Source organism: Nitratidesulfovibrio vulgaris str. Hildenborough (assembly GCF_000195755.1).
Classification (GTDB): Bacteria; Desulfobacterota; Desulfovibrionia; order Desulfovibrionales; family Desulfovibrionaceae; genus Nitratidesulfovibrio; species Nitratidesulfovibrio vulgaris.
In genome coordinates this window covers 2,104,702-2,123,099 of sequence record NC_002937.3, presented here as the reverse complement: position 1 = coordinate 2,123,099, position 18,398 = coordinate 2,104,702, and the positions used below count along the sequence as shown (strand labels likewise).

Annotated in this window: 20 protein-coding genes; 9 read left to right on the top strand and 11 right to left on the bottom strand. The window is 56.4% G+C overall.

The window, feature by feature from the left end:
- Nucleotides 1-227: 227 nt before the first annotated feature.
- The 7 genes from DVU_RS09650 to DVU_RS09620 all read right to left on the bottom strand — a co-directional run bounded on the left by DVU_RS09650 (nucleotide 228) and on the right by DVU_RS09620 (nucleotide 6,121).
- On the bottom strand, nucleotides 228-410 hold the full coding sequence (locus DVU_RS09650) for a hypothetical protein (RefSeq protein WP_010939325.1): 183 nt from the start codon (nucleotides 408-410) through the stop codon (nucleotides 228-230).
- A 226-nt stretch (nucleotides 411-636) separates the two neighbouring features.
- Nucleotides 637-2,217, bottom strand: coding sequence for a cobaltochelatase CobT-related protein (locus DVU_RS09645; RefSeq protein WP_223295089.1), 1,581 nt, complete (start codon nucleotides 2,215-2,217; stop codon nucleotides 637-639).
- An 89-nt stretch (nucleotides 2,218-2,306) separates the two neighbouring features.
- Nucleotides 2,307-3,053, bottom strand: coding sequence for a Fic family protein (locus tag DVU_RS09640; protein WP_014524449.1), 747 nt, complete (start codon nucleotides 3,051-3,053; stop codon nucleotides 2,307-2,309).
- Between the two features lie 61 nt (nucleotides 3,054-3,114).
- Nucleotides 3,115-4,110: a DUF3150 domain-containing protein gene (locus DVU_RS09635; protein ID WP_010939321.1), complete on the bottom strand. Its 996-nt coding sequence runs from the start codon at nucleotides 4,108-4,110 to the stop codon at nucleotides 3,115-3,117.
- Between the two features lie 45 nt (nucleotides 4,111-4,155).
- The gene (locus tag DVU_RS09630) at nucleotides 4,156-4,443 is read right to left on the bottom strand and encodes a hypothetical protein (protein ID WP_010939320.1); all 288 of its coding nucleotides are present in this window, start codon (nucleotides 4,441-4,443) and stop codon (nucleotides 4,156-4,158) included.
- Nucleotides 4,444-4,452: 9 nt separating this feature from the next.
- A complete protein-coding gene (locus DVU_RS09625) occupies nucleotides 4,453-4,728 on the bottom strand; it encodes a hypothetical protein (protein WP_010939319.1) in 276 nt (91 codons plus the stop codon).
- A 418-nt stretch (nucleotides 4,729-5,146) separates the two neighbouring features.
- Nucleotides 5,147-6,121, bottom strand: coding sequence for an AAA family ATPase (locus DVU_RS09620; RefSeq protein WP_010939317.1), 975 nt, complete (start codon nucleotides 6,119-6,121; stop codon nucleotides 5,147-5,149).
- 78 nt (nucleotides 6,122-6,199) lie between these two features.
- Here DVU_RS09620 and DVU_RS09615 point away from each other — a divergent pair, with 78 nt between their 5' ends.
- Nucleotides 6,200-6,439, top strand: a complete 240-nt coding sequence (locus DVU_RS09615; protein WP_010939316.1) for a CopG family ribbon-helix-helix protein — start codon at nucleotides 6,200-6,202, stop codon at nucleotides 6,437-6,439.
- Entirely contained in the window at nucleotides 6,429-6,716 is a 288-nt protein-coding gene (locus DVU_RS09610; protein WP_010939315.1) for a type II toxin-antitoxin system RelE/ParE family toxin, read from the top strand. Before DVU_RS09615 ends, DVU_RS09610 begins: the two co-directional genes overlap by 11 nt.
- Here DVU_RS09610 and DVU_RS09605 read toward each other — a convergent pair.
- From DVU_RS09605 to DVU_RS09595, 3 genes are all read right to left on the bottom strand, one after another.
- Nucleotides 6,713-7,078 carry a hypothetical protein gene (locus DVU_RS09605; RefSeq protein WP_010939314.1) on the bottom strand — a complete coding sequence of 122 codons (366 nt, stop codon included), beginning with the start codon at nucleotides 7,076-7,078 and terminating at the stop codon, nucleotides 6,713-6,715. The genes DVU_RS09610 and DVU_RS09605 overlap by 4 nt on opposite strands.
- 2 nt (nucleotides 7,079-7,080) lie before the next feature.
- Nucleotides 7,081-8,352, bottom strand: coding sequence for a hypothetical protein (locus DVU_RS09600; RefSeq protein WP_010939313.1), 1,272 nt, complete (start codon nucleotides 8,350-8,352; stop codon nucleotides 7,081-7,083).
- A gap of 71 nt (nucleotides 8,353-8,423) precedes the next feature.
- Nucleotides 8,424-9,137, bottom strand: a complete 714-nt coding sequence (locus DVU_RS09595; protein ID WP_010939312.1) for an ERF family protein — start codon at nucleotides 9,135-9,137, stop codon at nucleotides 8,424-8,426.
- Nucleotides 9,138-9,617: 480 nt separating this feature from the next.
- On the opposite strand from DVU_RS09595, the gene DVU_RS09590 reads away from it, so the two are divergent.
- Nucleotides 9,618-10,460: a helix-turn-helix transcriptional regulator gene (locus DVU_RS09590; RefSeq protein ID WP_014524448.1), complete on the top strand. Its 843-nt coding sequence runs from the start codon at nucleotides 9,618-9,620 to the stop codon at nucleotides 10,458-10,460.
- On the opposite strand, the gene DVU_RS09585 is transcribed toward DVU_RS09590, so the two are convergent.
- A protein-coding gene (locus tag DVU_RS09585) for an IS3-like element ISDvu2 family transposase (RefSeq protein ID WP_150103616.1) occupies nucleotides 10,423-11,660 on the bottom strand; the annotation gives its coding sequence in 2 pieces (ribosomal slippage) (nucleotides 10,423-11,315 and nucleotides 11,315-11,660; 1,239 coding nt in all). The two genes, DVU_RS09590 and DVU_RS09585, sit on opposite strands and share 38 nt — an antisense overlap.
- 44 nt (nucleotides 11,661-11,704) lie before the next feature.
- Between DVU_RS09585 and DVU_RS09580 the strand changes: the two genes are divergently transcribed.
- From DVU_RS09580 to DVU_RS09555, 6 genes are all read left to right on the top strand, one after another.
- Nucleotides 11,705-11,932 (top strand): WYL domain-containing protein, encoded by a 228-nt coding sequence (locus tag DVU_RS09580; RefSeq protein WP_010939310.1) that lies wholly within the window; start codon nucleotides 11,705-11,707, stop codon nucleotides 11,930-11,932.
- An 82-nt stretch (nucleotides 11,933-12,014) separates the two neighbouring features.
- Nucleotides 12,015-12,626: a DUF1819 family protein gene (locus tag DVU_RS09575; RefSeq protein WP_014524351.1), complete on the top strand. Its 612-nt coding sequence runs from the start codon at nucleotides 12,015-12,017 to the stop codon at nucleotides 12,624-12,626.
- A gap of 26 nt (nucleotides 12,627-12,652) precedes the next feature.
- Nucleotides 12,653-13,237 (top strand): DUF1788 domain-containing protein, encoded by a 585-nt coding sequence (locus DVU_RS09570; protein WP_226987309.1) that lies wholly within the window; start codon nucleotides 12,653-12,655, stop codon nucleotides 13,235-13,237.
- A 14-nt stretch (nucleotides 13,238-13,251) separates the two neighbouring features.
- The gene (gene brxC, locus DVU_RS09565; protein WP_014524353.1) at nucleotides 13,252-16,800 is read left to right on the top strand and encodes a BREX system P-loop protein BrxC; all 3,549 of its coding nucleotides are present in this window, start codon (nucleotides 13,252-13,254) and stop codon (nucleotides 16,798-16,800) included.
- On the top strand, nucleotides 16,797-17,861 hold the full coding sequence (locus DVU_RS09560) for an AAA family ATPase (protein WP_010939306.1): 1,065 nt from the start codon (nucleotides 16,797-16,799) through the stop codon (nucleotides 17,859-17,861). Before brxC ends, DVU_RS09560 begins: the two co-directional genes overlap by 4 nt.
- The gene (locus DVU_RS09555) at nucleotides 17,858-18,397 is read left to right on the top strand and encodes a hypothetical protein (RefSeq protein ID WP_010939305.1); all 540 of its coding nucleotides are present in this window, start codon (nucleotides 17,858-17,860) and stop codon (nucleotides 18,395-18,397) included. The genes DVU_RS09560 and DVU_RS09555 overlap by 4 nt, the downstream gene beginning before the upstream one ends.
- Nucleotide 18,398: the final 1 nt, after the last annotated feature.

Sequence of the window (18,398 nt, the reverse complement as noted above, 5' to 3'; positions counted from 1 at the left end):
AATGCCCGGCCATGCGCGGTGCTTTTACCGCGATGCGCCGGGGTTGTGCCGCGAAATGCACCGGTGATTCGGTGGGTATGCGTCGCATTACGGTGAAAAAAATGAGTCCAAAAAGTAAAAAAATATGTATATCAGTATCTTGTGCTAGCTTCTTTTTGGCGCATCGTGTCGCTTTGACACAGAGATTGTAAGCGTGAGGAGGGGCATGCTCCCCCCCTCACCATAGACTACTCCTCGAAGGGGTGTCCTTCTGGCAATGCCAACAGTTCATCTTCAGAGCGAGGCATCTCCGTATCGCTTTCCTCCGAAAGCATAGCTGCCACGAATACACCTGCGACACCTGTCAGGCAGCCACCAAGAAACACCCACACCTTGCTCAGCCCCTTGTCCTTGGATTCGAGGTCAGTCATCGATGCTCTCCTTGACGACATTCAGTACGGCGATGGCGATCGCGATAAAAGGTCCCCAACTCATAGATCCTCCTTCATCAAGCGGGTTTGACGGGGGCAAGCCCTGAGCAGAAAGCACTCAGGGGGCATCAGGAAACAGAAGTGGCAACGCCAGTAAGAGCAAGGCTTGCTCCAAAACATGGCTCCTCCGGGTTCAGGGTGTAAGGCTTGAGCCATTCAAGGGGCGTCAGGCGCAGCGCAGCATTGCCTTTTGCAGAAGCGTAAACATGGCAGGAGCCAGTTCCCCCATGCTGGAAATGACCAAGCTATTGCCTGGCAGGAGGGAGAGAATGGCGGTGCTGATGATGCCGATTCCGTAGACTTCGAATCCGGCACGTGCTGCACCGACGAGTGCTTCTTCCGCTTGCACTCCCGAGTCGGGGTCGCCATCGGTGATGATCAGGATGAGCTTACGGGACTCTGGAAGGGGCAACATGGTCTGCATGGTCCACCAGAGTGACTCCGCAAGGGGAGTTCCTCCGCCAGAGGTCACGTTGACCTTGGGATGCACTCGTTGCCCATGGCGTATGAGTGGAGACACACTCGCCCAGTTGGCCTGAGCCGTGAGATAGTGCCCCGGAAAGGCCGTCAGCCCCACGTTGACGCCGCAGGCTGCCAGAGCACTGGCCGTGGCATGACACGCAGTCGATGCCAGCGTCATGCAACCGGACATGGAGCCGGAGCTGTCCAACAGGATGTGTGCCGCCGTGTTGATGCCGTGGCGTTCTCCACGTTGGCGGAACAAACGCCCATCTGACACGGAAAGCCGGTGAAGACGGCTGGGGTCCAGCCTTCCACGCCTACCCGTGGCGCACCGCGTTACGACGGCACTTTGTACCAGCCCATGCAGCCGTGTTTTAAGGGCCATGGAGGCGGCGCGAGCCTGCGCTATGGCATCCGCATCCAGCGGGTAGGCCAGCCGTGGCTGCTCTACGGCAACAGCTGTGGACCATGATGTGCCGTGTGCTTGTTGCAGGGCCTCAGCCAAGACTGCGCCCATTGTTTTGGGGAGTGTGTCTTCGTTGGCCTCCAGCAGGCTTTCCATGGCCCGGATGCGCTCCGGGGTGTAGTGCCCAGAGCCCTCTTCCACCGCTGCTGGGCCATCAGATGGCTCTCGCACAATGGTCTTTTTCGTCGTTTTGCGCTGGGTATTCGCCGAAGGGCTTGAGTGAGCCACCTGCTTTCGAAGCGCTTGAACGATTATCCGTGCATGGCGAATGGCATCAGCTGTTGCGTCGCAATCCGTCCGTACCTTGTTCAGCAGTGGGGCAATCCGCTGTCGGACGCCGGGGAATCCCGCATCCACCATGGATGCGATGGTATCGCGCTCGGTGCTGAGCGCGGGGACATCCCAGCATCGCACCGTCAGGAGCATCCAGTTGAGAATGCAGGACGCATCCCCAGTCGCGGATACGTCGGGGGTAGCTGAGCCGAAGAGATGGGTGATGAGCCAGTCGAAGTTCTGACGACACCCGGGAAAGATCGACGCCAGCTTGTTTTCGATGCGCCAGTCTTCAATGATGTTCCATATGTGCATTTCAAGCGGGGTAAGCGTGGCTTCCCGCAACACGTCGAAGTCCGTTTCCCGGACATGCCCCGCTTCGTGGTCGAGATAGCCACGAACGAGGGGAAGCAGATTGTTGTCTTCAACGGGAAGCGACGGAAGATGAATGGTCTTGCCGTCGGTGTAGGCTTCGGTTCCGCCGATTTGCACCTGAATGCCATATCTGCGCCCCAGGATACTTGCGACCAGGGGCAGCGAGCGCATGACAGCTCGTGAATCGTGCATAGTTCCTCCAACATGCAAAAGCCCCGAAGCGGATGCTCCGGGGCTTTGCTGGCGTATGGCTGTGGTTCTCAGGCTAGGCCAAGTAGCGGCCAGTAGGGGGCAAAGCTGTGCTCGACAAGGGCGACAACCTGCCGGATGAATGGCTCGTAATCCTGCCGGGTCCCTACGGCATCAAGGTTCTCGTAGTAGGCAGCTCGCTGCTCGACGGGAATGACGACAGTGGGGAAGCCTGCTCGCATCAGTTCCAGATTCATGGCAAGGCGCGATGTACGCCCGTTACCGTCCGTAAACGGATGGATGACCACCAGATCGGCATGCATTCGGGCTGCTCGCTCCACGGGATGGAGTTGCATCTCTTCCTGACCATACCAATCAAAGAAGGCGTCCATCCGGTGCTGCACATGCAGATGATCTGGCGGTGTATGCCCGGCACCGGAAATGATAACGTTCCCTGTACGATAACGCCCTGCACTGTCGGATATGCCGCGAAACACCAACTGGTGCAGCTCCTTGAGGCTGCGCTCGTCAAGCGGTGCTCCCGCATCAACGAGGGTTTCAAGGAAGCTGATGGCCTCGGCATGGTTGATGGCTTCAAGATGCTCACGAACAGACTTGCCACCTATGGTCATGCCATCTTCCAGTACAACCTTGGTCTCCATGAGCGAAAGCGTGTTCCCCTCAATGGCGTTGGAATGAAAGGTGTACCGCAAGACCATGTCCGCCCGGAGTTGGCGGACGGCCTCTGCAGGCAAAGGACGATGCGAATCTAGCTTGGCCTTCAGCGCATCGACTGTCTGGAATGCATCGTGAGTCATGTAAGCTATCCTCGCGTATCTTGTTGCTAGGTAAACGCCTTCCAGCATGCTGTCCAGCGAATCACCAGAGCCCGTAGCTTGGTAGCGTAGGCTGCGGGGTGCCAGGGAATACAGGTGCCGGGGCGAGGTCATCAACCACATCATCAATCTCGACAGCGAGGTCATCAGCCACACTGTCAGATGCAGCGGCAGGGCCACCAAGGATGGCCAGAAGCCCTTGGGGAGATGCTCCTTCAAGGATCTTCTGGCCGTGCTCCACAAGCGCACCGGTATCCCGCAAGAGAGCCACGATTCCCTGTAGCATGAGCAGGGAAGCTCCTTCGATCTTGCCCCGCTTGGGCAGGCTTTCAAACGCTACCTGCAACAGGTCGGCGATGGGAGCCACACGCGGCTCGACGAAGGTCAACCCCGATAGCTTCTGGTGTATGGTGCGCAGAGGCGAGAGCGCTTTGCGGGTGATCTCTGTCTTGCCTGCATAGCATTTGTGCCACGCTTCTGTGGCGGCCTTGGCCACCTCCCCGAAAAGGCGTGACCCCAGACCGACAACCTCTTCGCACAGCCCCTCTTCTACGCTCTGTGGTAGTGCAGGCGGCATGATGCGGTACACCTGCCAGCGGAAGCCCATACGGCTTCGAACGTAATCCGCGCCAACGGTGGAACTGGCAATGATCTGCTCCCATCCCGTATGGCGGGTGATCCACTCCTGCACGGCTTCGTCATACCGGGCAAGAAAGGTCTCTTTGGCCTCCATGAACGCGTCACGTATCGTTGCGAGCTCTGCACCGATCTCTTCCGCCCGGTCGTGGGGGATGGCCCATCCGCCCAGAAAACGTATGCCATGACGGTCGAGAAGGCTCACAGCACGGGCCTTCAATGTGCCAAAGACCTTCAGGTCTTCAGGATCACAAACCCTCTTGCTTCCCAGAGATGCCAGATCCTCGGGGGGAAGCTCGGCCCCGCCGAAGTCGGCAGGGCTCAGTTTCTTTCTGGCCGTCCAGATGTTCACGTCGAGGTGAATGGCCATGAGACTTTCCAGAACAGTGATGTCTGTGGTCATGATGTCCTCCATGCAAATGAAGAAGCCCCTCATTTGAGGGGCTCGTTACTCTCCGTCCTTGAAACGGTAGTGTCGCTGTATCCTGTCTCCAGCCTGTCGCCAGAGTTCCTGCACGGGGTCGCAGTCGGTGCATTCTCGAGCTTCAATGTGCTGCGTGCGTATTTCACCCCTCGGTGTGGGGTCATCGGGAAAGCCTTTCCATTCCATGATGACCAACTGGTGTGTTTCAGCTCGCGCTCTCCAGTGGGCGGCGAGCACGTCGAACCTGTCCCGGTGGACTAGGTGGATTTCGTGCTCACAGCTGTAGATGCGTAACTCCTTCAGAGGGTCCATGTCTGCCTCCTAACAGCCTTGTGTGATGTGGAATGCCATGCGGTCGATCTTGTGGGACGCCCGGAACCACATCTCCAGCACGGGGTCTTCGGAGCGGCACTGAGCGCAGGCGATGGTCTGGATGACCCGCCCTTCGACGGGGACTCCAGAGGCATCAGCGCACCATGTGCAGATTCTGAGAGCGTCCTTGCAGGCTTCAGCCCGCCAGTAGAGGTAGTCGTTGCCACGGGGTGTTGGCCTGACGAGTTCGATGGAGTGGGAGAAGGGGAAGGTCTGTGGTGTCATGAGTAACTCCTCGCGTGGATCCTTTTTGGCACACGATCGTTCCAGATTTCAGAGTTGTGCGGATAGAATTAGACAGAGGGGAGCTTGGACTTGCTCATGTCGGGCTGGTAGCCTTTGCGGAGCTTGTCCAGAACCCGATAGCGAAGCTCCTCAAAAGGGCTTGCGCAGCGGCAGCGTCCGGTTGTGAGGACGTGCTCCTGTGCCTTTTGACCATAGCGAGCCCAGCGAAGGGTGATGCCGTCCTGAGTCGTGGCAGCGCTCCAGAACTTCCACCCATGGGATGTCGGCTTGTCGAGATGGACGTAGATGGGGTGTCGAAGAAGAAGGCTTGGGTCTTTGCGTGCTGTTGCCAGCAGGTTATCCAAGAAATCCGCAAGGGGAGCGGTCGCATCCAGTGGTGCGGTAGGGCCGCTCCCGTCTACTCCCCCGTTGCGGCATGCTGCGGAAAGAGACGCTGCGCCAACTCGTGCAGGGTGGTCCGGGTGTCCTTGCTGGCCTTGAAGCCCAAAGCTCGATCAAGGGCATAGGTAAGCGGCTGGATGCCTTGGCGAGCGAGAGGTTGAAAGCGAACGGTAAGATCAGCCCAGCGTAACAGCGTTCTGGTCGAGAAGGTGACCTCGATGCTGTGACCATAGGTTGTTCCGCTTTCCCCCATGAAAAGACGCCTGACCTCATTGGCGTAGTCCACCATCCTCGTCCTGATGTCATCCGGCAGCATCGGTGCCCTTCGTTCCAGCAACGCCTTCTCGGCTTCCGGGGCTGGGTACGGCATTTCGCACAGCCAGAATCGATCAAGGAACGCAAGATTCTGGCGTAAGGTGCCCTGATAGAGTCCCGTGTCGTCGGAGCCGCCATTGGTGTTGGCAGTGGCTGCGAACCTGAACATGGGGTGGGGGGTGATGATCTCTCCACCATTCTCGGGAATGCAGAGGGGTTCTCCGTCGAGGATACCGTTGAAACCCGTGGCGGTAGCCGGTTCCAGCAGGTCTATCTCGTTGAGGAGCAGAATCCCGCCATGCCGCATAGCCAGAGCCAGAGGGCCGTACTGGAACTCCATGCTTCCGTCCCGGACCGACAGGTGCCCCACGAGGTCGGGGAACTCCAGCCTGCCATGCCCGGTCACATCGAACACCGGGTAGTTGAGGCGGGCTGCCAGTTGCTTGATGGCGCTGGTCTTGCCACTTCCCGTGGGACCAAACACATACAGCGGGTCTGAGCTGTCCATGAGCCATACGACGATGTCCCGGCTGCACTCATGGAATACATAGTCCGGGTCGATGTTAGGGGTGTGGGCACAGGGCTTGTCGAAGCCCTTGATGATACGCCCTGATGGGGTGCCGCTGAAAACGGCTCCGGCGTCGAGGTCAATGATGGTCGTGTGTACTTCGGACATGGTGGCTCCTTGTGCGATAGGTTGGAAACTTGACCTCTATGTTTGCAATGTATACAGAGTACACATGCGGAGGTGCTTATGAGCGCTGTAACAACACGGCTGGATCCTGAAACTCAGCTTCAACTGGAGGCGTTGGCTAAGGCCACCGACCGTACTCGGTCTTGGCTTATTGCCGATGCTGTCAGGCGGTATGTTGAAGAGGAGAGCTGGCAGGTCGCGGCAATTGCTGAAGGATTGCGCCAGGCTGATGCCGGAGACTTTGCTTCCGATGAGGAAGTCGCCAGTTCTTTTGCGAAGTGGGGCGTAAATGTCGAATAGGAGAGTGCGCTGGCTCCGTCTGGCACTTAGGGATATGGATGCCATTATGGAGCACATTGCCAAGGACGATGCGGCGACTGCTCATGAGGTTGCTAGCCGTATCTTGCAGGCGTGCAACACTCTTTCCCATTCATCTGAACGAGGTCGAGCTGGGCGAGTGCCCGGTACGCGGGAACTTGTGATGGTTGCTCTTCCGTATATCGTCGCCTACCGGGTGGTGCGTGATGAGGTTCACATCCTTCGCGTCTTGCACCACCGTATGCAACGATCCTCCTAAGCAAACTGGATTTCCCGCACGATGCGCACGTCGAACGGGTTGTCGTACATCCAGCCCGTGCTGACGTTGTCGTCGTGATCTTCTCCGATGCGGAGAAACAGGTACTCCTCTCCGTCTAAAGAGGTGACGAACCTGTTGAGAAAACCCACCTCGGTGAACTCATCGTACCACTTGATGGTTTCCCAGAAGTAGAGGACACAGCCGCTATCCGTGTCCGTGCCTTGCAGAGCCGACTTCAGAAAGCGTTCAATATCCTCATAGCTTGTGGTTGGCATGGTCTGTCTGGCCGCTACGAGAGCTTCATTCAGTCTGGTGGCCGCTGCTCCTGAGAGGCACAGCGCCACATCGCTTACGTATCCCATGGTCATGCTCCTTTGGTGTTGATGGGGCTGATGGTCAGCCGTTCATGCTGGGCGCCTGTCTTGCGGCAATGCGAGAGGAGTGCCTCAGTCGCCTGCTCGTCATGTGTGAGCTTTGTGACCTCCTCTTTGAGCATCGTCTGGTCCAGCGTACTTCTGCCCGGTACGGCTGCTGTCTTGAACCGGTAGTTGCCCGCTACTATCCAGCCCGGTGATTGAGAGGACGCAGCGCTTGTCAGGCAGTGCCATGCGCTGCGCAGGGTGTCCTCCATCTCTGCGATGTCCCCTTCCAGAGATCGCTTCCGTTCCTTCAGCTGTGTCAGTTGGGCAAGATACTCGGCGTATTCATCGTCTAGGGTGATAGGTTCGCCGTCTTGGCAGACGGGCTTGAACTTGGGGCAATCGCCGTTGGCATCGCACCAGTCGCATAGAGGGTGAAAGCCTTGGCATGTCGGCACGTCATCAAGTGACAAACTGCCCGTGGCCACGGTCTGCATGGTTTGCCAAAGGGTAGCGGCTGTGCGCAGGCAGACTCCAAGCATGTTCCGATCAGGTGGATAAGGCCCGAAGGCCTTGGCATCCGACATGGCAACGGAAAGCACGTAGCCTTCGACGGCAGTTTGCTCGGGCGAGTCTGGCAGATCAATCTGAAACAGCTGGTATGCAGCTTCCGGAAAGGTCTTGCGATTGAGGACGAGATGGCCGGATGCGTCCCGAACGCTGAAGCACGGTCGATTCCAACAGGCATGCAACAAGCCTATCTGGCCGTATAGCTGTACCTCGTTGGCTGTATAGAGGGTTTCAGGCAGGCGCTGGTTGCTCTTGAGCTCCCAGACCTGAATGCAGGGGTGTGGGTTCGATCGTATAAGCGTGAGGTCGAGATGCGCTCTGATCGGGACGCCATGGAAGGCAGCTGCAATCTCCAGTTGCGGAATGAAGGTATGCCCAGTGGCGGAAAGTGCCTCCATGATGCCCTGCTCCTGCCAGTGGCCACGTTGCAGGGTCAGCAGACGTTTGAGCGCAGGCGTAGTCGTGGGGCCGGAAGTGCTCAGCTTGCGTGCGACAGCTGATCGCAAACACTCGACCGCATGCCCTACATCCGACATGCCGATGTAGGCACTCCGATTGCCCAGCTGGCTTTGTGTCGCCTGAAGGCTATGCGCGTAAAGTGCTGTATGCAGCACGTCGAGAGGGGCCTCAGAGGGCGGGTTGTTGTGGGTGAGTGGGGAGGCTGGAGTTAGTTCCCCATCATGAGGTTGCGTGCTCTTGGTATGCATGCATTGCTCCATACGAATGAAGCGGGGAGAGCCGTATGGCCCTCCCCGCTTCATGTCTGTTGGTACCGTGTTCAGTCGGCATAACGCCACCAGACCTTTCGCTCCGGGTTCCAGCGAAAGCCAGCTGCCCCAAGAAGTTGCTTTCTGGCAGACGTGTTGCCGGACGCCATAACGCAAAGACGGCCATCCTGCGTGGTGGCCGTCGTGTAGGTTACCCCATCCAGCTTTGGCAGCGATGCCAAGGCCGGGTGTAGGGCCTTGTCTGGCGGCATGGGGCGTGACTCAGTGTGGGGAACTGGCTGTACATGGGCAGTTGCGGCGCTCCCTTCCGCCTTTTGCCGGGGCTGACGTGCTGCGCGTGGTCTGGCAGACGTATCGCTGGAAGCAGCTTCGCCGTCGTCATCATCCTCCGTCACCATGCCAAGCATGGCCGAAAGCGCGTAGCGACGGGCATAGGTCATGGCGCTGCCATACCCCTGCGGGTCGGATCTGGGCAGGGGCATGACCAGCAGCGACGACTGCCACTGGCCGGATTCCGCGTGCGTGAGTTTGGTGACGAGGCCGAGGTGCCCAACCTCTGCCGGGACCGGATACTGGGTCACCCAGATGCCATTGGTCAGCAGCGCGTCGCGGCAGGAATCCATGACGGAGTTGAGTGTGGCGTAACGGGATTTGGCGAACGGATTCTCACGGTCCTTGATGGCCGGTTGCAGGGTGTGCTGAACGGCAATGAGGGCCTTGGCGAGGTCGATGACCTCTGGGGAGGTGTACTGAAGACTGTCCATGGCGTCTCCTTGGAAAGAGAAAAGCCCTGATACACAGGGTATTAGGGCTGTTTTTAAGTAAAAGGCTGGGGATTCAAAAGTGTAATATATATCTAAAAAATAATGAATTACGAATAGTTATTGCTGGATACAGACTCGCAGTTGATTATAGCGCTGTGTCCCTTGTGGTCATTGCTCAATACTCTTCGTGCCGTCTTGCTGCAGCGACAGGAATGACAAAGAGGATTGAAAGTCCTGCGGCCGTCGCTGCACAGTATGCGGTTAGCTGTGCCCAAAAATGTGCTACTGGCCAAATAGGGGCTACTCAACGCAGATCGACCCTATCGTGAATTACAAATCCTTTTTCATTACTTCCCTCTGACCGCCTCACCCCGTTGCACATCCGGTAGATACGCCCAAGACAGTAAACGCAAAATTACTTCTCATTGATTCCATAATCTGGCATTATCTCATGAGATTTTTCGCCTAGGAGAATCATGTATGCCCCGCAAGATCAACCAAGAGGCCTCCCCTTCGCGCAAGCTTCTCGGCTTGTTCAGCCTCCTACTTTTCTCTGGGGAATGGTATTCCCTTCCGGACCTTGCCCAGATATTCAAATGCTCCAAACAAACGATCTCTAGGCTCCTTGAAGAGATCGAACTAAGCCACGAAGCCAAGATTGAACGTGAAACGCGCTCACGTACCTGCTTTTATCGCATCTGCGCCCCAAAAAAGCAGCCACACGTTTCTCTGACCCCAGCCGAAATTAGCCAGCTTGTTCTTTGCCGTGACCTCGTTATGCATTTGCTTCCTGATGATCTCCGAGCATCTGTGGCGCGAACTATCCGCCAGACAACTGTTCTCCTCCCGGAACCAGAGCAGCGATGCCAAGCTATGGACTCGTACATCCAGGTTTCAGTCCGTGGCCAGATCGATTATACACCGTTCCATGGTTTTCTTGACGCGCTACTGCAGTCGATTCGTGAAAAACATGTATGTGAAATAGAATATCTTGCAGCAAACCTGGACCAGCCCAAGCTCCATGAAATCGCCCCCATGCGCATCATCGCGTATCGCGAGGCGCTGTATGTATCTGCATGGAAAGTTACTCCTAAAGGAACACCTGAACCAGTACATCCAATGCTGCTGGCACTCCATAGATTCAAATCTGTCATTCCTACGCGCAGAACATTCAATCTCCCTTTGCCTCCGAGCGAGGCAGAGGGGCTGTTTGGACTAATGCCGCAGGAGCCATTTAAGGCCCGCATTCGCTTCGATCGGTCTGTTGCACCTGGAGTTGCCCCCGCTAAACCGGACACCCTGCGGTTGCTGACAGTCGGATGAATTGTCTTGGCGAGCGCATCCGTAATCCCTTGTGTGGAGCATTTTCGTTGTAGTCTTCGAACCACTCGGAAAGGCGCTTCAGAACGCTCGGTGCGTCGGGACAGATGTTGCAGTCAACGTAATCACGCTTGAATGTCTTCACGAATGCCTCTGCCATGCCATTGCTCTCTGGACTGCGCACCGGGGTAAAGCAGCTTCGCAGGCCTAGCCACGAGGCAAACTCCACTGTTTCCTTCGCAGTATAACAAGATCCATTGTCTGAAAGCCATTCCACTGTATGGGACGTGTGCGCATTGCCGAATCGGCGCTCCACGCTTTCCAGCATCAGATCGCGGACCATAGAGCCTGAGATGCCCCTGGTCGTCGCAACGTAGCTGATGACTTCCCGGTCGCACGAATCGAGGACGAACGCGACACGCACGACCTCCCGGTTATCGCATGGGATCTCAAACCCATCAGAACACCATCGTGTATTGCGGTGCAGAGTAACAATCTTGCCTTCGTGCGCCTTGTCTGGACGTTTGCCGTTATGACGGGTGAGCAACAGGCCATTCATCCGCATGATGCGGTAAACGCGCTTGTGATTGACTTCAGATTGCCCTGTAGCTCTCAAATGGGCATTGAGGCACGCCTGTATCCGCCGATAGCCGTAGGTTTGCCGCTCATCAAGAATGGCACGGATGAGACGAAGCAATTCCTCATCCTGCGCCTTCACGTAACGAGGCTTTCTGGTACGATGTGGACCGTCAAGCCGCTCTGCCAAACGCGAACGGGAGACTTGCAGGGAGTCCGCTACACGCTTCATAGGGAACCGTCCTCGAATGGCAACGGCGAACGCGAGATCAGTTTTTTTTCGCGTGCAATGTCGATAGCTTCCTTCAGGATTTCGACTTCCATCGTCTTTCGGCCGAGAAGCCGTTCCAAATCCCGAATGCGCTTCTTCAAAGCCTTCGCCTCTGCCACGCTCACCACTCGGTCGTCGGCCTGAATAGCCACTTTTCCGCCATCGCTCATGAGCTTTCTCCATCGAAAGACAAGATTCGGAGCGATGCCGTATTTGCGAGCCACGAAGGAGACGCTCATTCCGGGTAAAGACGACTCTTCAACTACCCGTAGCTTCTCGGCAATGGTCCAACGACGACGTTGAACCATGGTCACGACCTCGACCGTGGAAATCTCTTTAGCACTCTGTCTGGACATACCTCTAGCACTACCTCTTCGGTTGGCAGAGAGGTCCGGCCTAATTGGGGGCTACTCCAGCACCATATATACGGGAGAGAAGATGGAGCACGGAGCAGTCACTGACTGCGCAAGAAGACGGCGGTGTCATCCTTGAGCTTGCAGCCCGAAGTGAAGCCGAGTTGACGTCATGGGTGCTCAGCTTTGGCACCCATGCTGAGCTGATCTCCCCTCAACACCTGAGACAGCAGATTGTTCAGGAGCTTGGGAAAGCCAAAGAATTATATCGATAGTGTGGAGTAAAAGGCGTTTAGATGCGAAAAAAAGATTGTCGACGATATCAGGCCCGACCACCATCAAACGGACTTTATTGGCATGGTTAGATTTAGATACATTATGTCTTTTACAACAGGCGGCCTCTTTCTTCATGAATCGGTGAAACTGGCCACGCTATATCTTGACCTTGGAGATTGGAATTCTGTTCGAGGCAAGGTCATCGCAGAAAATTTACTACAAACCAGAACATTGAATACGCTCAAACGAGTCTTCAGCGAGGTACTCTCTCGATTGAGGACGTTTAGCCCAGACGAACTTGCATTCCTTGTTGGTGGAAGCCACCAAGAGCAGGCGTATCTCCTTTGGCTCGCAGTTTGTCGTCGGTACAGATTTATTGCTGATTTTGCCGTCGAAGTGCTTAGAGAGCGTTACATCACACTGAAAACTGATCTGACCAACGAAGATTTTGATTCCTTCTTCAACCGGAAATCCGAATGGCACTTGGAATTGGACGAGATCACACCCGCAACGCGATGCAAACTGCGACAAGTCCTATTCAAGATACTTCGTGAGGCCGACCTCCTTTCGCCCAACAACTTGATACAAGCAGCTATGCTCAGCCCGCGACTATTAGAAGCAATTCATCAAGGTAGCCGCAGTGAGCTCTTATACTTCCCTATCTTTGAACCCTACGTGGAGGGGATGGCGTAGTGACAGCAGATATAGCCAGAATGCCGATGCAGGACAGATTTCAGCATCTCTTTGCTGTGATCTCAGGCCAGCGTTTTCTCAACAAGCAAGGTCTCGGCAACGAGGTCCCGTTCTTTATCTGCCCTTACAAGCCGGAAGAGTCCGTCGAAATGGAGCGGCTACAGCGTCAGCTGGTTAATCGCCTTGAGCAGGCCGGTATTCGGATTCTGGAAATCAATCTGTATGACATTTCGATAGAAATACTCAAAGAGCGTGACATCTGGGACCAGATTGTCGAGATGGAGGATTCAGTCTCCAAAGAGCAGCTCAAAGAACTGTTGCAAGGCGTGCTGGACCCCGAAGCGCATCTTGTTCCGGCGATTGCGGCCAAACTGGCAAGCATCGATTTCGAGGTTCTTTTTCTGTCCGGCGTTGGCGAAGTGTTCCCCTATATCCGTTCGCACAACGTCTTGAACAATTTGCAGAGCACGGCGAAAGAAAAGCCGACCGTCATGTTTTTCCCAGGAGCCTACACCCACTCCCTGGAGTCTGGAGCATCGCTCGATCTCTTCGGAAGGCTGCATGACGACAAGTACTACCGGGCGTTCAACATCTTTCACTGCGAAGTATAAACGAGGGAAGCGTGATGACTCTTAAGACCATTTTTAACAAGCCAGTTGACCGCCCGATTGAAGGGGTCATCAAAGCTGACGATGAAGCCAGCCTTCGCCTCGAAATTGAAGAATACGTACTGACCAACGAAGTCGAGAAACGGCTTGAATCCTTTCTTGATGCCTACAACAACTATGAAGGTGCCAACGGCGTTTGGGTTTCCGGCTTCTTCGGATCAGGTAAATCCCACCTGTTAAAGATGCTGGCGCTCTTGCTCGAAAACCGGCAGATCGACGGGGCCTCGGCTCTTGACCTGTTCCTGCCCAAGTGTGGCGACAACGAAATCCTTCGCGGTGATCTCAAGCGAGCCGTTGCCATCCCGTCGAAAAGTATTCTGTTCAACATCGACCAGAAAGCGGATGTCATCAGCAAGACCCAGATCGATGCGCTCCTCGCTGTCTTCGTCAAGGTCTTTGACGAGATGTGCGGTTACTACGGCAAGCAGGGGCACATCGCCCAATTCGAGCGCGATCTCGACAGCCGTGGCCTCTATGACAAGTTCAAGTCGGCCTATGAATCCACTGCGGGGAGAACATGGCAAAAGGGCCGCGAGCAAGCTCTGCTGGAAGGGAAAAGCATTGCTAAAGCCTATGCCCATGCAACCGGTGGTGACGAAGCATCGGCCATGGGGATACTCGATAAATATCGCAGCCAGTACCGTGTCTCCATCGAAGATTTTGCCGAGCAGGTACATGCGTATATCGAGCGGCAATCACCTGATTTCCGTCTGAACTTCTTTGTTGATGAGGTCGGTCAGTACATCGCTGAAAACATCAAGCTGATGACCAACCTCCAGACCATCGCCGAGAGCATGGCCACCAAATGCCGAGGCCGCGCATGGGTCATCGTGACCGCCCAGGAGGACATGGGAACGGTTGTCGGCGAGATGGGCAAACAGCAAGGCAACGACTTCTCGAAGATCCAAGCGCGGTTCGCCAACCGCATGAAGCTGACCAGCGCCGACGTGGCGGAGGTCATCCAGAAGCGTCTGCTGATGAAAACCGAAGAAGGCGTTCGTCTGCTTTCGGATATTTATTACGCGCAGTCCAACAATTTTAAGACTCTGTTCGACTTTGCCGACGGCTCGCAAACCTACCGGAACTATCAGGATCGGGACCACTTCATTCACAGCTATCCGTTCATTCCGTACCAGTTCGCGCTGTTCCAGTCGGCTATTCAGAATCTGTCACAGCACAACGCCTTTGAGGGCAAGCACAGCTCGGTGGGCGAACGTTCCATGCTTGGGGTGTTCCAGCAGGTTGCGATTCAGATCGGGGGGCATGAAATCGGTCAGTTGGCGACCTTCGACCTGATGTTCGAAGGCATCCGCAGCGCGCTGAAATCCAATATCCAGCGGGCCATCATCCAGGCAGAAAACCATCTGGATGGTCCCTTTGCGATTCGGCTGTTGAAAACACTTTTCCTGGTCAAGTACGTCAAGGAGTTCAAGCCAACCGTTCGCAACCTTTGCGTCCTGATGCTCGACGGTTTCAATCAGGATCTGCCCGCGCTGAGGAAGCGAGTCGAGGAAGCTCTCAGCCTCTTGGAACAGCAGACCTACGTGCAGCGCAATGGCGATCTCTACGAGTACCTGACCGACGAGGAAAAAGACGTCGAACAGGAAATCAAGAACACCGAGGTGGAGTCGTCAGACGTTGCCGCCGAGCTTGAGAAGATCGTTTTCGACCACGTCATCAAGCATCGGAAGATCCGCTACGACGAAAATGGTCAGGACTACCCGTTCTCCAGAAAACTTGATGATCGACTGCACGGGCGCGAGTACGAGCTGGCCATCCATGTCATCAGCCCGTTCCATGAAAATGCCGAAAGCGAGTCCATCCTGCAGTTGCAGAACACGGGCCGAGACGAACTGCTGGTCCTGCTGCCTGCGGACGAACGCCTCGTCCGCGACATCCTCATGTACAAGCGGACGGAGAAATACATCCGTCAGAATATCTCGATCACCCAGCAGGAGGCGGTGAAACGCATCCTGACCGACAAGGGCTTCCAGAACCGGCAACGCTATGCCGAGTTGCTGCAGCGCGTTCACAGCCTGATGGGCAAGGCCAAGTTGTTCGTGGCAGGTGCCGACATCGAAATCGGTTCCGAGGATGCGCAGACTCGGGTGTTGCGCGGATTTCATGAGCTCATCTCCCGCGCCTATCCGAACCTTCGCATGTTGCGTGGCATCACCTATACCGAGAACGACATCGCCAAATGCCTCAAGCACTCGCAGCATGGGCTATTCGGTAACGACGTCACCCACCTGGCCGAGTCCGAGCAAGAGCTGTTGGCGTTCATTCAGAGTAATAACCGGGGGGGCGTGCGTAGCACGCTGAAAAACCTGCTGGAGAAATTCGAGCGCAAACCCTACGGCTGGTACTACGCCGCCGTGCTTTGCACTCTGGCCAACCTGTGCGCTCGCGGCAAGGTCGAGGTTCGCGCCGACGGCAATCTGCTGGAAGAGGACGAGTTGGAACGGGTGCTGCGCAACACCCATGGCCACGGCAATGTGGTGCTGGAGCCCCAGGTCGAATTTACCGCATCGCAGGTCCGCGCCCTCAAGGAATTCTTTGAGGACTTCTTCGATGCCCCGCCCCGCGCCAGTGAAGCGAAGGCGCTCGGCAAGGAGACCGGCACCGCGCTCCAGGATCTCATGCATCAGCTCAGCCCGCTTGCTGCCCAAGCATCCCAGTATCCATTCCTGAATACGCTGACTCCGGTGATTGAGAAGCTCAAGGCGCTGAGCGGTAAGCCCTACACCTGGTACCTGACCGAACTCACCCGCCAGGAAGACGCGCTGCTGACTATGAAGGAAAGCGTCATCGATCCTGTCCGCAAGTTCATGAACGGCCCGCAGAAAGACATTTTCGATAACGCCCGCAAGTTCGTTCAAACCCAGGAGCCCAACTTCGCCTACCTCGAAGGCGACGAAGCCGCACAGGTGGTCGCTTGTTTGACCGATCCGGAATGCTTCAAGGGCAACTGCATGCAGCAGGTGAAGACGCAAGTCGAAACCTTGCAGGGGAAGGTCGCTGCCCAGATCGAAGCCGAGATTGCCAAGGCCAAGGAAGCGGTCGCCGCCCTCAAAGCCCGCCTCTGCGGCATGGCTGAGTTCGGCGCACTGAACGGCGAGCAGCAGGAGCAGATCACCCGTCCGTTCAACGAATTCGACTCAGGTATAGAGCGCCAAAAACTGATTGCCGTCATCCGCGATACCCTGCGCCGGTTTGAGGAAAGCGACTACCAGCGGCTGCTTTCGCAGATGACCTCCTGGGCGCAACCGGCACCGGCACCAGAGCCTGCGCCGGAACCCGGTAAAACCGCCACGCCGGATGCAGGATTGAGCCCCACGCCACCCGTCAAGCCGGAACCGCGAATCGAGTACGTGCCCAGCCGCTCGGTGAAGGTCTCTTTCGACAAGGCCTGGCTGGCCGACGAGACCGACGTGGAACGCTACCTGGAATCCATGCGCGAGGCGCTGCTGGATGAAATCCGCAAAGGAAAAAGGATTCAAATATGATCGAGCGTCTTGAACTGAGAAACCTCACGGTATTCACCGGCCTGACACTGGAGCTCTCGCCAAAAATCAACGTGATCATTGGCGAGAATGGTACCGGCAAAACCCATCTGCTCAAGGCGGCCTATGGGCTGTGCGCCGGTGCGCCCCTGTTTAAGAACAAGCCCGATACCGGCGACGATGAGCTCGAAGCCGCTTTGACCGCCAAGCTGCTGCGCCTCTTCATGCCGCTGGACGACAAGCTCGGCAAGATGCATCGCCAGGGCGCGACCGACCAGGCCTATCTGTCGGCGAAGTTCGCTGGGGGGCAGAAGATCGCCGCGACCTTCTTCAACAACTCCAAGGCGCTGGCCGTTCAGGATCGCGCCAACTACGAGAAGTACCAGGCCGAGGCGGTATTCATCCCGACCAAGGAAGTCCTCTCGTTCATGAAGGGGTTCAACAGCCTGTACGAGAAATACGGGCTCTCCTTTGACCAGACCTATCAGGATATCTGTCTGCTGCTGGATCTCCCGGAAGTCCGTCCGGAGACCCTGCACGAAAAATCCAAATGGGCCATGGCCGAGATCGAAGGCATCTGCGGCGGCCGTTTCGTTTTCTATGGTGGCGGCAAGGTCACCTTCAAAACCGAGAATGCCGAATACTCCGCCAACTCCATGGCCGAAGGCTTCCGCAAGGCGGGGATACTCTCCCGCCTGCTGGAGACCGGCGCGATCCAGCCCGGTGTCAGTGGCCCGCTGTTCTGGGACGAGCCTGAATCCAATCTGAACCCTAAGCTGATGAAGCTGCTCGTGCAGATCCTGCTGGAGCTGTCACGCAACGGCCAGCAGATCATTCTGGCGACCCACGATTATGTGCTGCTCAAGTGGTTCGATCTGCTCATGGACAAGGGCAAGGATGACCACGTGCGTTTCCACAGCCTGTACCGTGATGCGGACACCTCCGAGATCAAAGTCGCCTCCACCGAGGACTACCTGAAAATCACGCCGAACCCGATTGACGAGGCCTTTGGCTTTCTCATCAACCAGGAGATCGAAAACGACATGGGGGGCCTCGGTAAATGAAGATCGTTGAGGCTGACGGTTTCGAATTCCGTTTTGAGGATGCTCTGGACGCATTCGTCTTCGACGAGACGGACAGCACCAAACCCACATTCCACGGTGCGCCCATGAAAGGCGTCGACATCGTCGCCGAGTTCGCTGAGGCCTATGTTTACGTGGAGCTGAAGGACTACGACGACCCGTCGATTTATGACGTCCTTGGCGCGTCCACCGAAGACGAGACAAACTCGCGGCAAGCCAGCTTCAAGTGGTTGAAGAACTACCTGAAATACAAGTTCCGGGATTCCTACCTCTACCGGCATGCCGAGCAGAAGGTGGATAAGCCGGTTCACTACGTCTGCCTGATCACCTTTGACAACGCCTTGAACAGCCGGATGCAGAAATCCCTGAAACAGGAGCTGCCGGTGGGCAGAGCATCACGCCGCTGGGTCCAGGCCCTGGCTACAAGCTGTCATGTCGTCAACCTGGACAAATGGAATGAAAACTTCCCCAAGTGGCCGGTCACCCGCCTGGCCGCTGCTGCAGCCGGAGGAGCCTAAA

Bases quoted from the DNA above. Each gene is read 5' to 3' on its own strand.
- DVU_RS09635 (WP_010939321.1), bottom strand. From the start codon at position 4,110: ATGACCACAGACATCACTGTTCTGGAAAGTCTCATGGCCATTCACCTC.
- DVU_RS09575 (WP_014524351.1), top strand. From the start codon at position 12,015: ATGGTTAGATTTAGATACATTATGTCTTTTACAACAGGCGGCCTCTTT.
- DVU_RS09630 (WP_010939320.1), bottom strand. From the start codon at position 4,443: ATGGACCCTCTGAAGGAGTTACGCATCTACAGCTGTGAGCACGAAATC.
- DVU_RS09650 (WP_010939325.1), bottom strand. From the start codon at position 410: ATGACTGACCTCGAATCCAAGGACAAGGGGCTGAGCAAGGTGTGGGTG.
- DVU_RS09560 (WP_010939306.1), top strand. From the start codon at position 16,797: ATGATCGAGCGTCTTGAACTGAGAAACCTCACGGTATTCACCGGCCTG.
- DVU_RS09590 (WP_014524448.1), top strand. From the start codon at position 9,618: ATGCCCCGCAAGATCAACCAAGAGGCCTCCCCTTCGCGCAAGCTTCTC.
- DVU_RS09615 (WP_010939316.1), top strand. From the start codon at position 6,200: ATGAGCGCTGTAACAACACGGCTGGATCCTGAAACTCAGCTTCAACTG.
- DVU_RS09645 (WP_223295089.1), bottom strand. From the start codon at position 2,217: ATGCGCTCGCTGCCCCTGGTCGCAAGTATCCTGGGGCGCAGATATGGC.
- DVU_RS09555 (WP_010939305.1), top strand. From the start codon at position 17,858: ATGAAGATCGTTGAGGCTGACGGTTTCGAATTCCGTTTTGAGGATGCT.
- DVU_RS09570 (WP_226987309.1), top strand. From the start codon at position 12,653: ATGCAGGACAGATTTCAGCATCTCTTTGCTGTGATCTCAGGCCAGCGT.
- DVU_RS09595 (WP_010939312.1), bottom strand. From the start codon at position 9,137: ATGGACAGTCTTCAGTACACCTCCCCAGAGGTCATCGACCTCGCCAAG.
- DVU_RS09620 (WP_010939317.1), bottom strand. From the start codon at position 6,121: ATGTCCGAAGTACACACGACCATCATTGACCTCGACGCCGGAGCCGTT.
- DVU_RS09600 (WP_010939313.1), bottom strand. From the start codon at position 8,352: ATGCATACCAAGAGCACGCAACCTCATGATGGGGAACTAACTCCAGCC.
- brxC (WP_014524353.1), top strand. From the start codon at position 13,252: ATGACTCTTAAGACCATTTTTAACAAGCCAGTTGACCGCCCGATTGAA.
- DVU_RS09640 (WP_014524449.1), bottom strand. From the start codon at position 3,053: ATGACTCACGATGCATTCCAGACAGTCGATGCGCTGAAGGCCAAGCTA.
- DVU_RS09610 (WP_010939315.1), top strand. From the start codon at position 6,429: ATGTCGAATAGGAGAGTGCGCTGGCTCCGTCTGGCACTTAGGGATATG.
- DVU_RS09625 (WP_010939319.1), bottom strand. From the start codon at position 4,728: ATGACACCACAGACCTTCCCCTTCTCCCACTCCATCGAACTCGTCAGG.
- DVU_RS09605 (WP_010939314.1), bottom strand. From the start codon at position 7,078: ATGGGATACGTAAGCGATGTGGCGCTGTGCCTCTCAGGAGCAGCGGCC.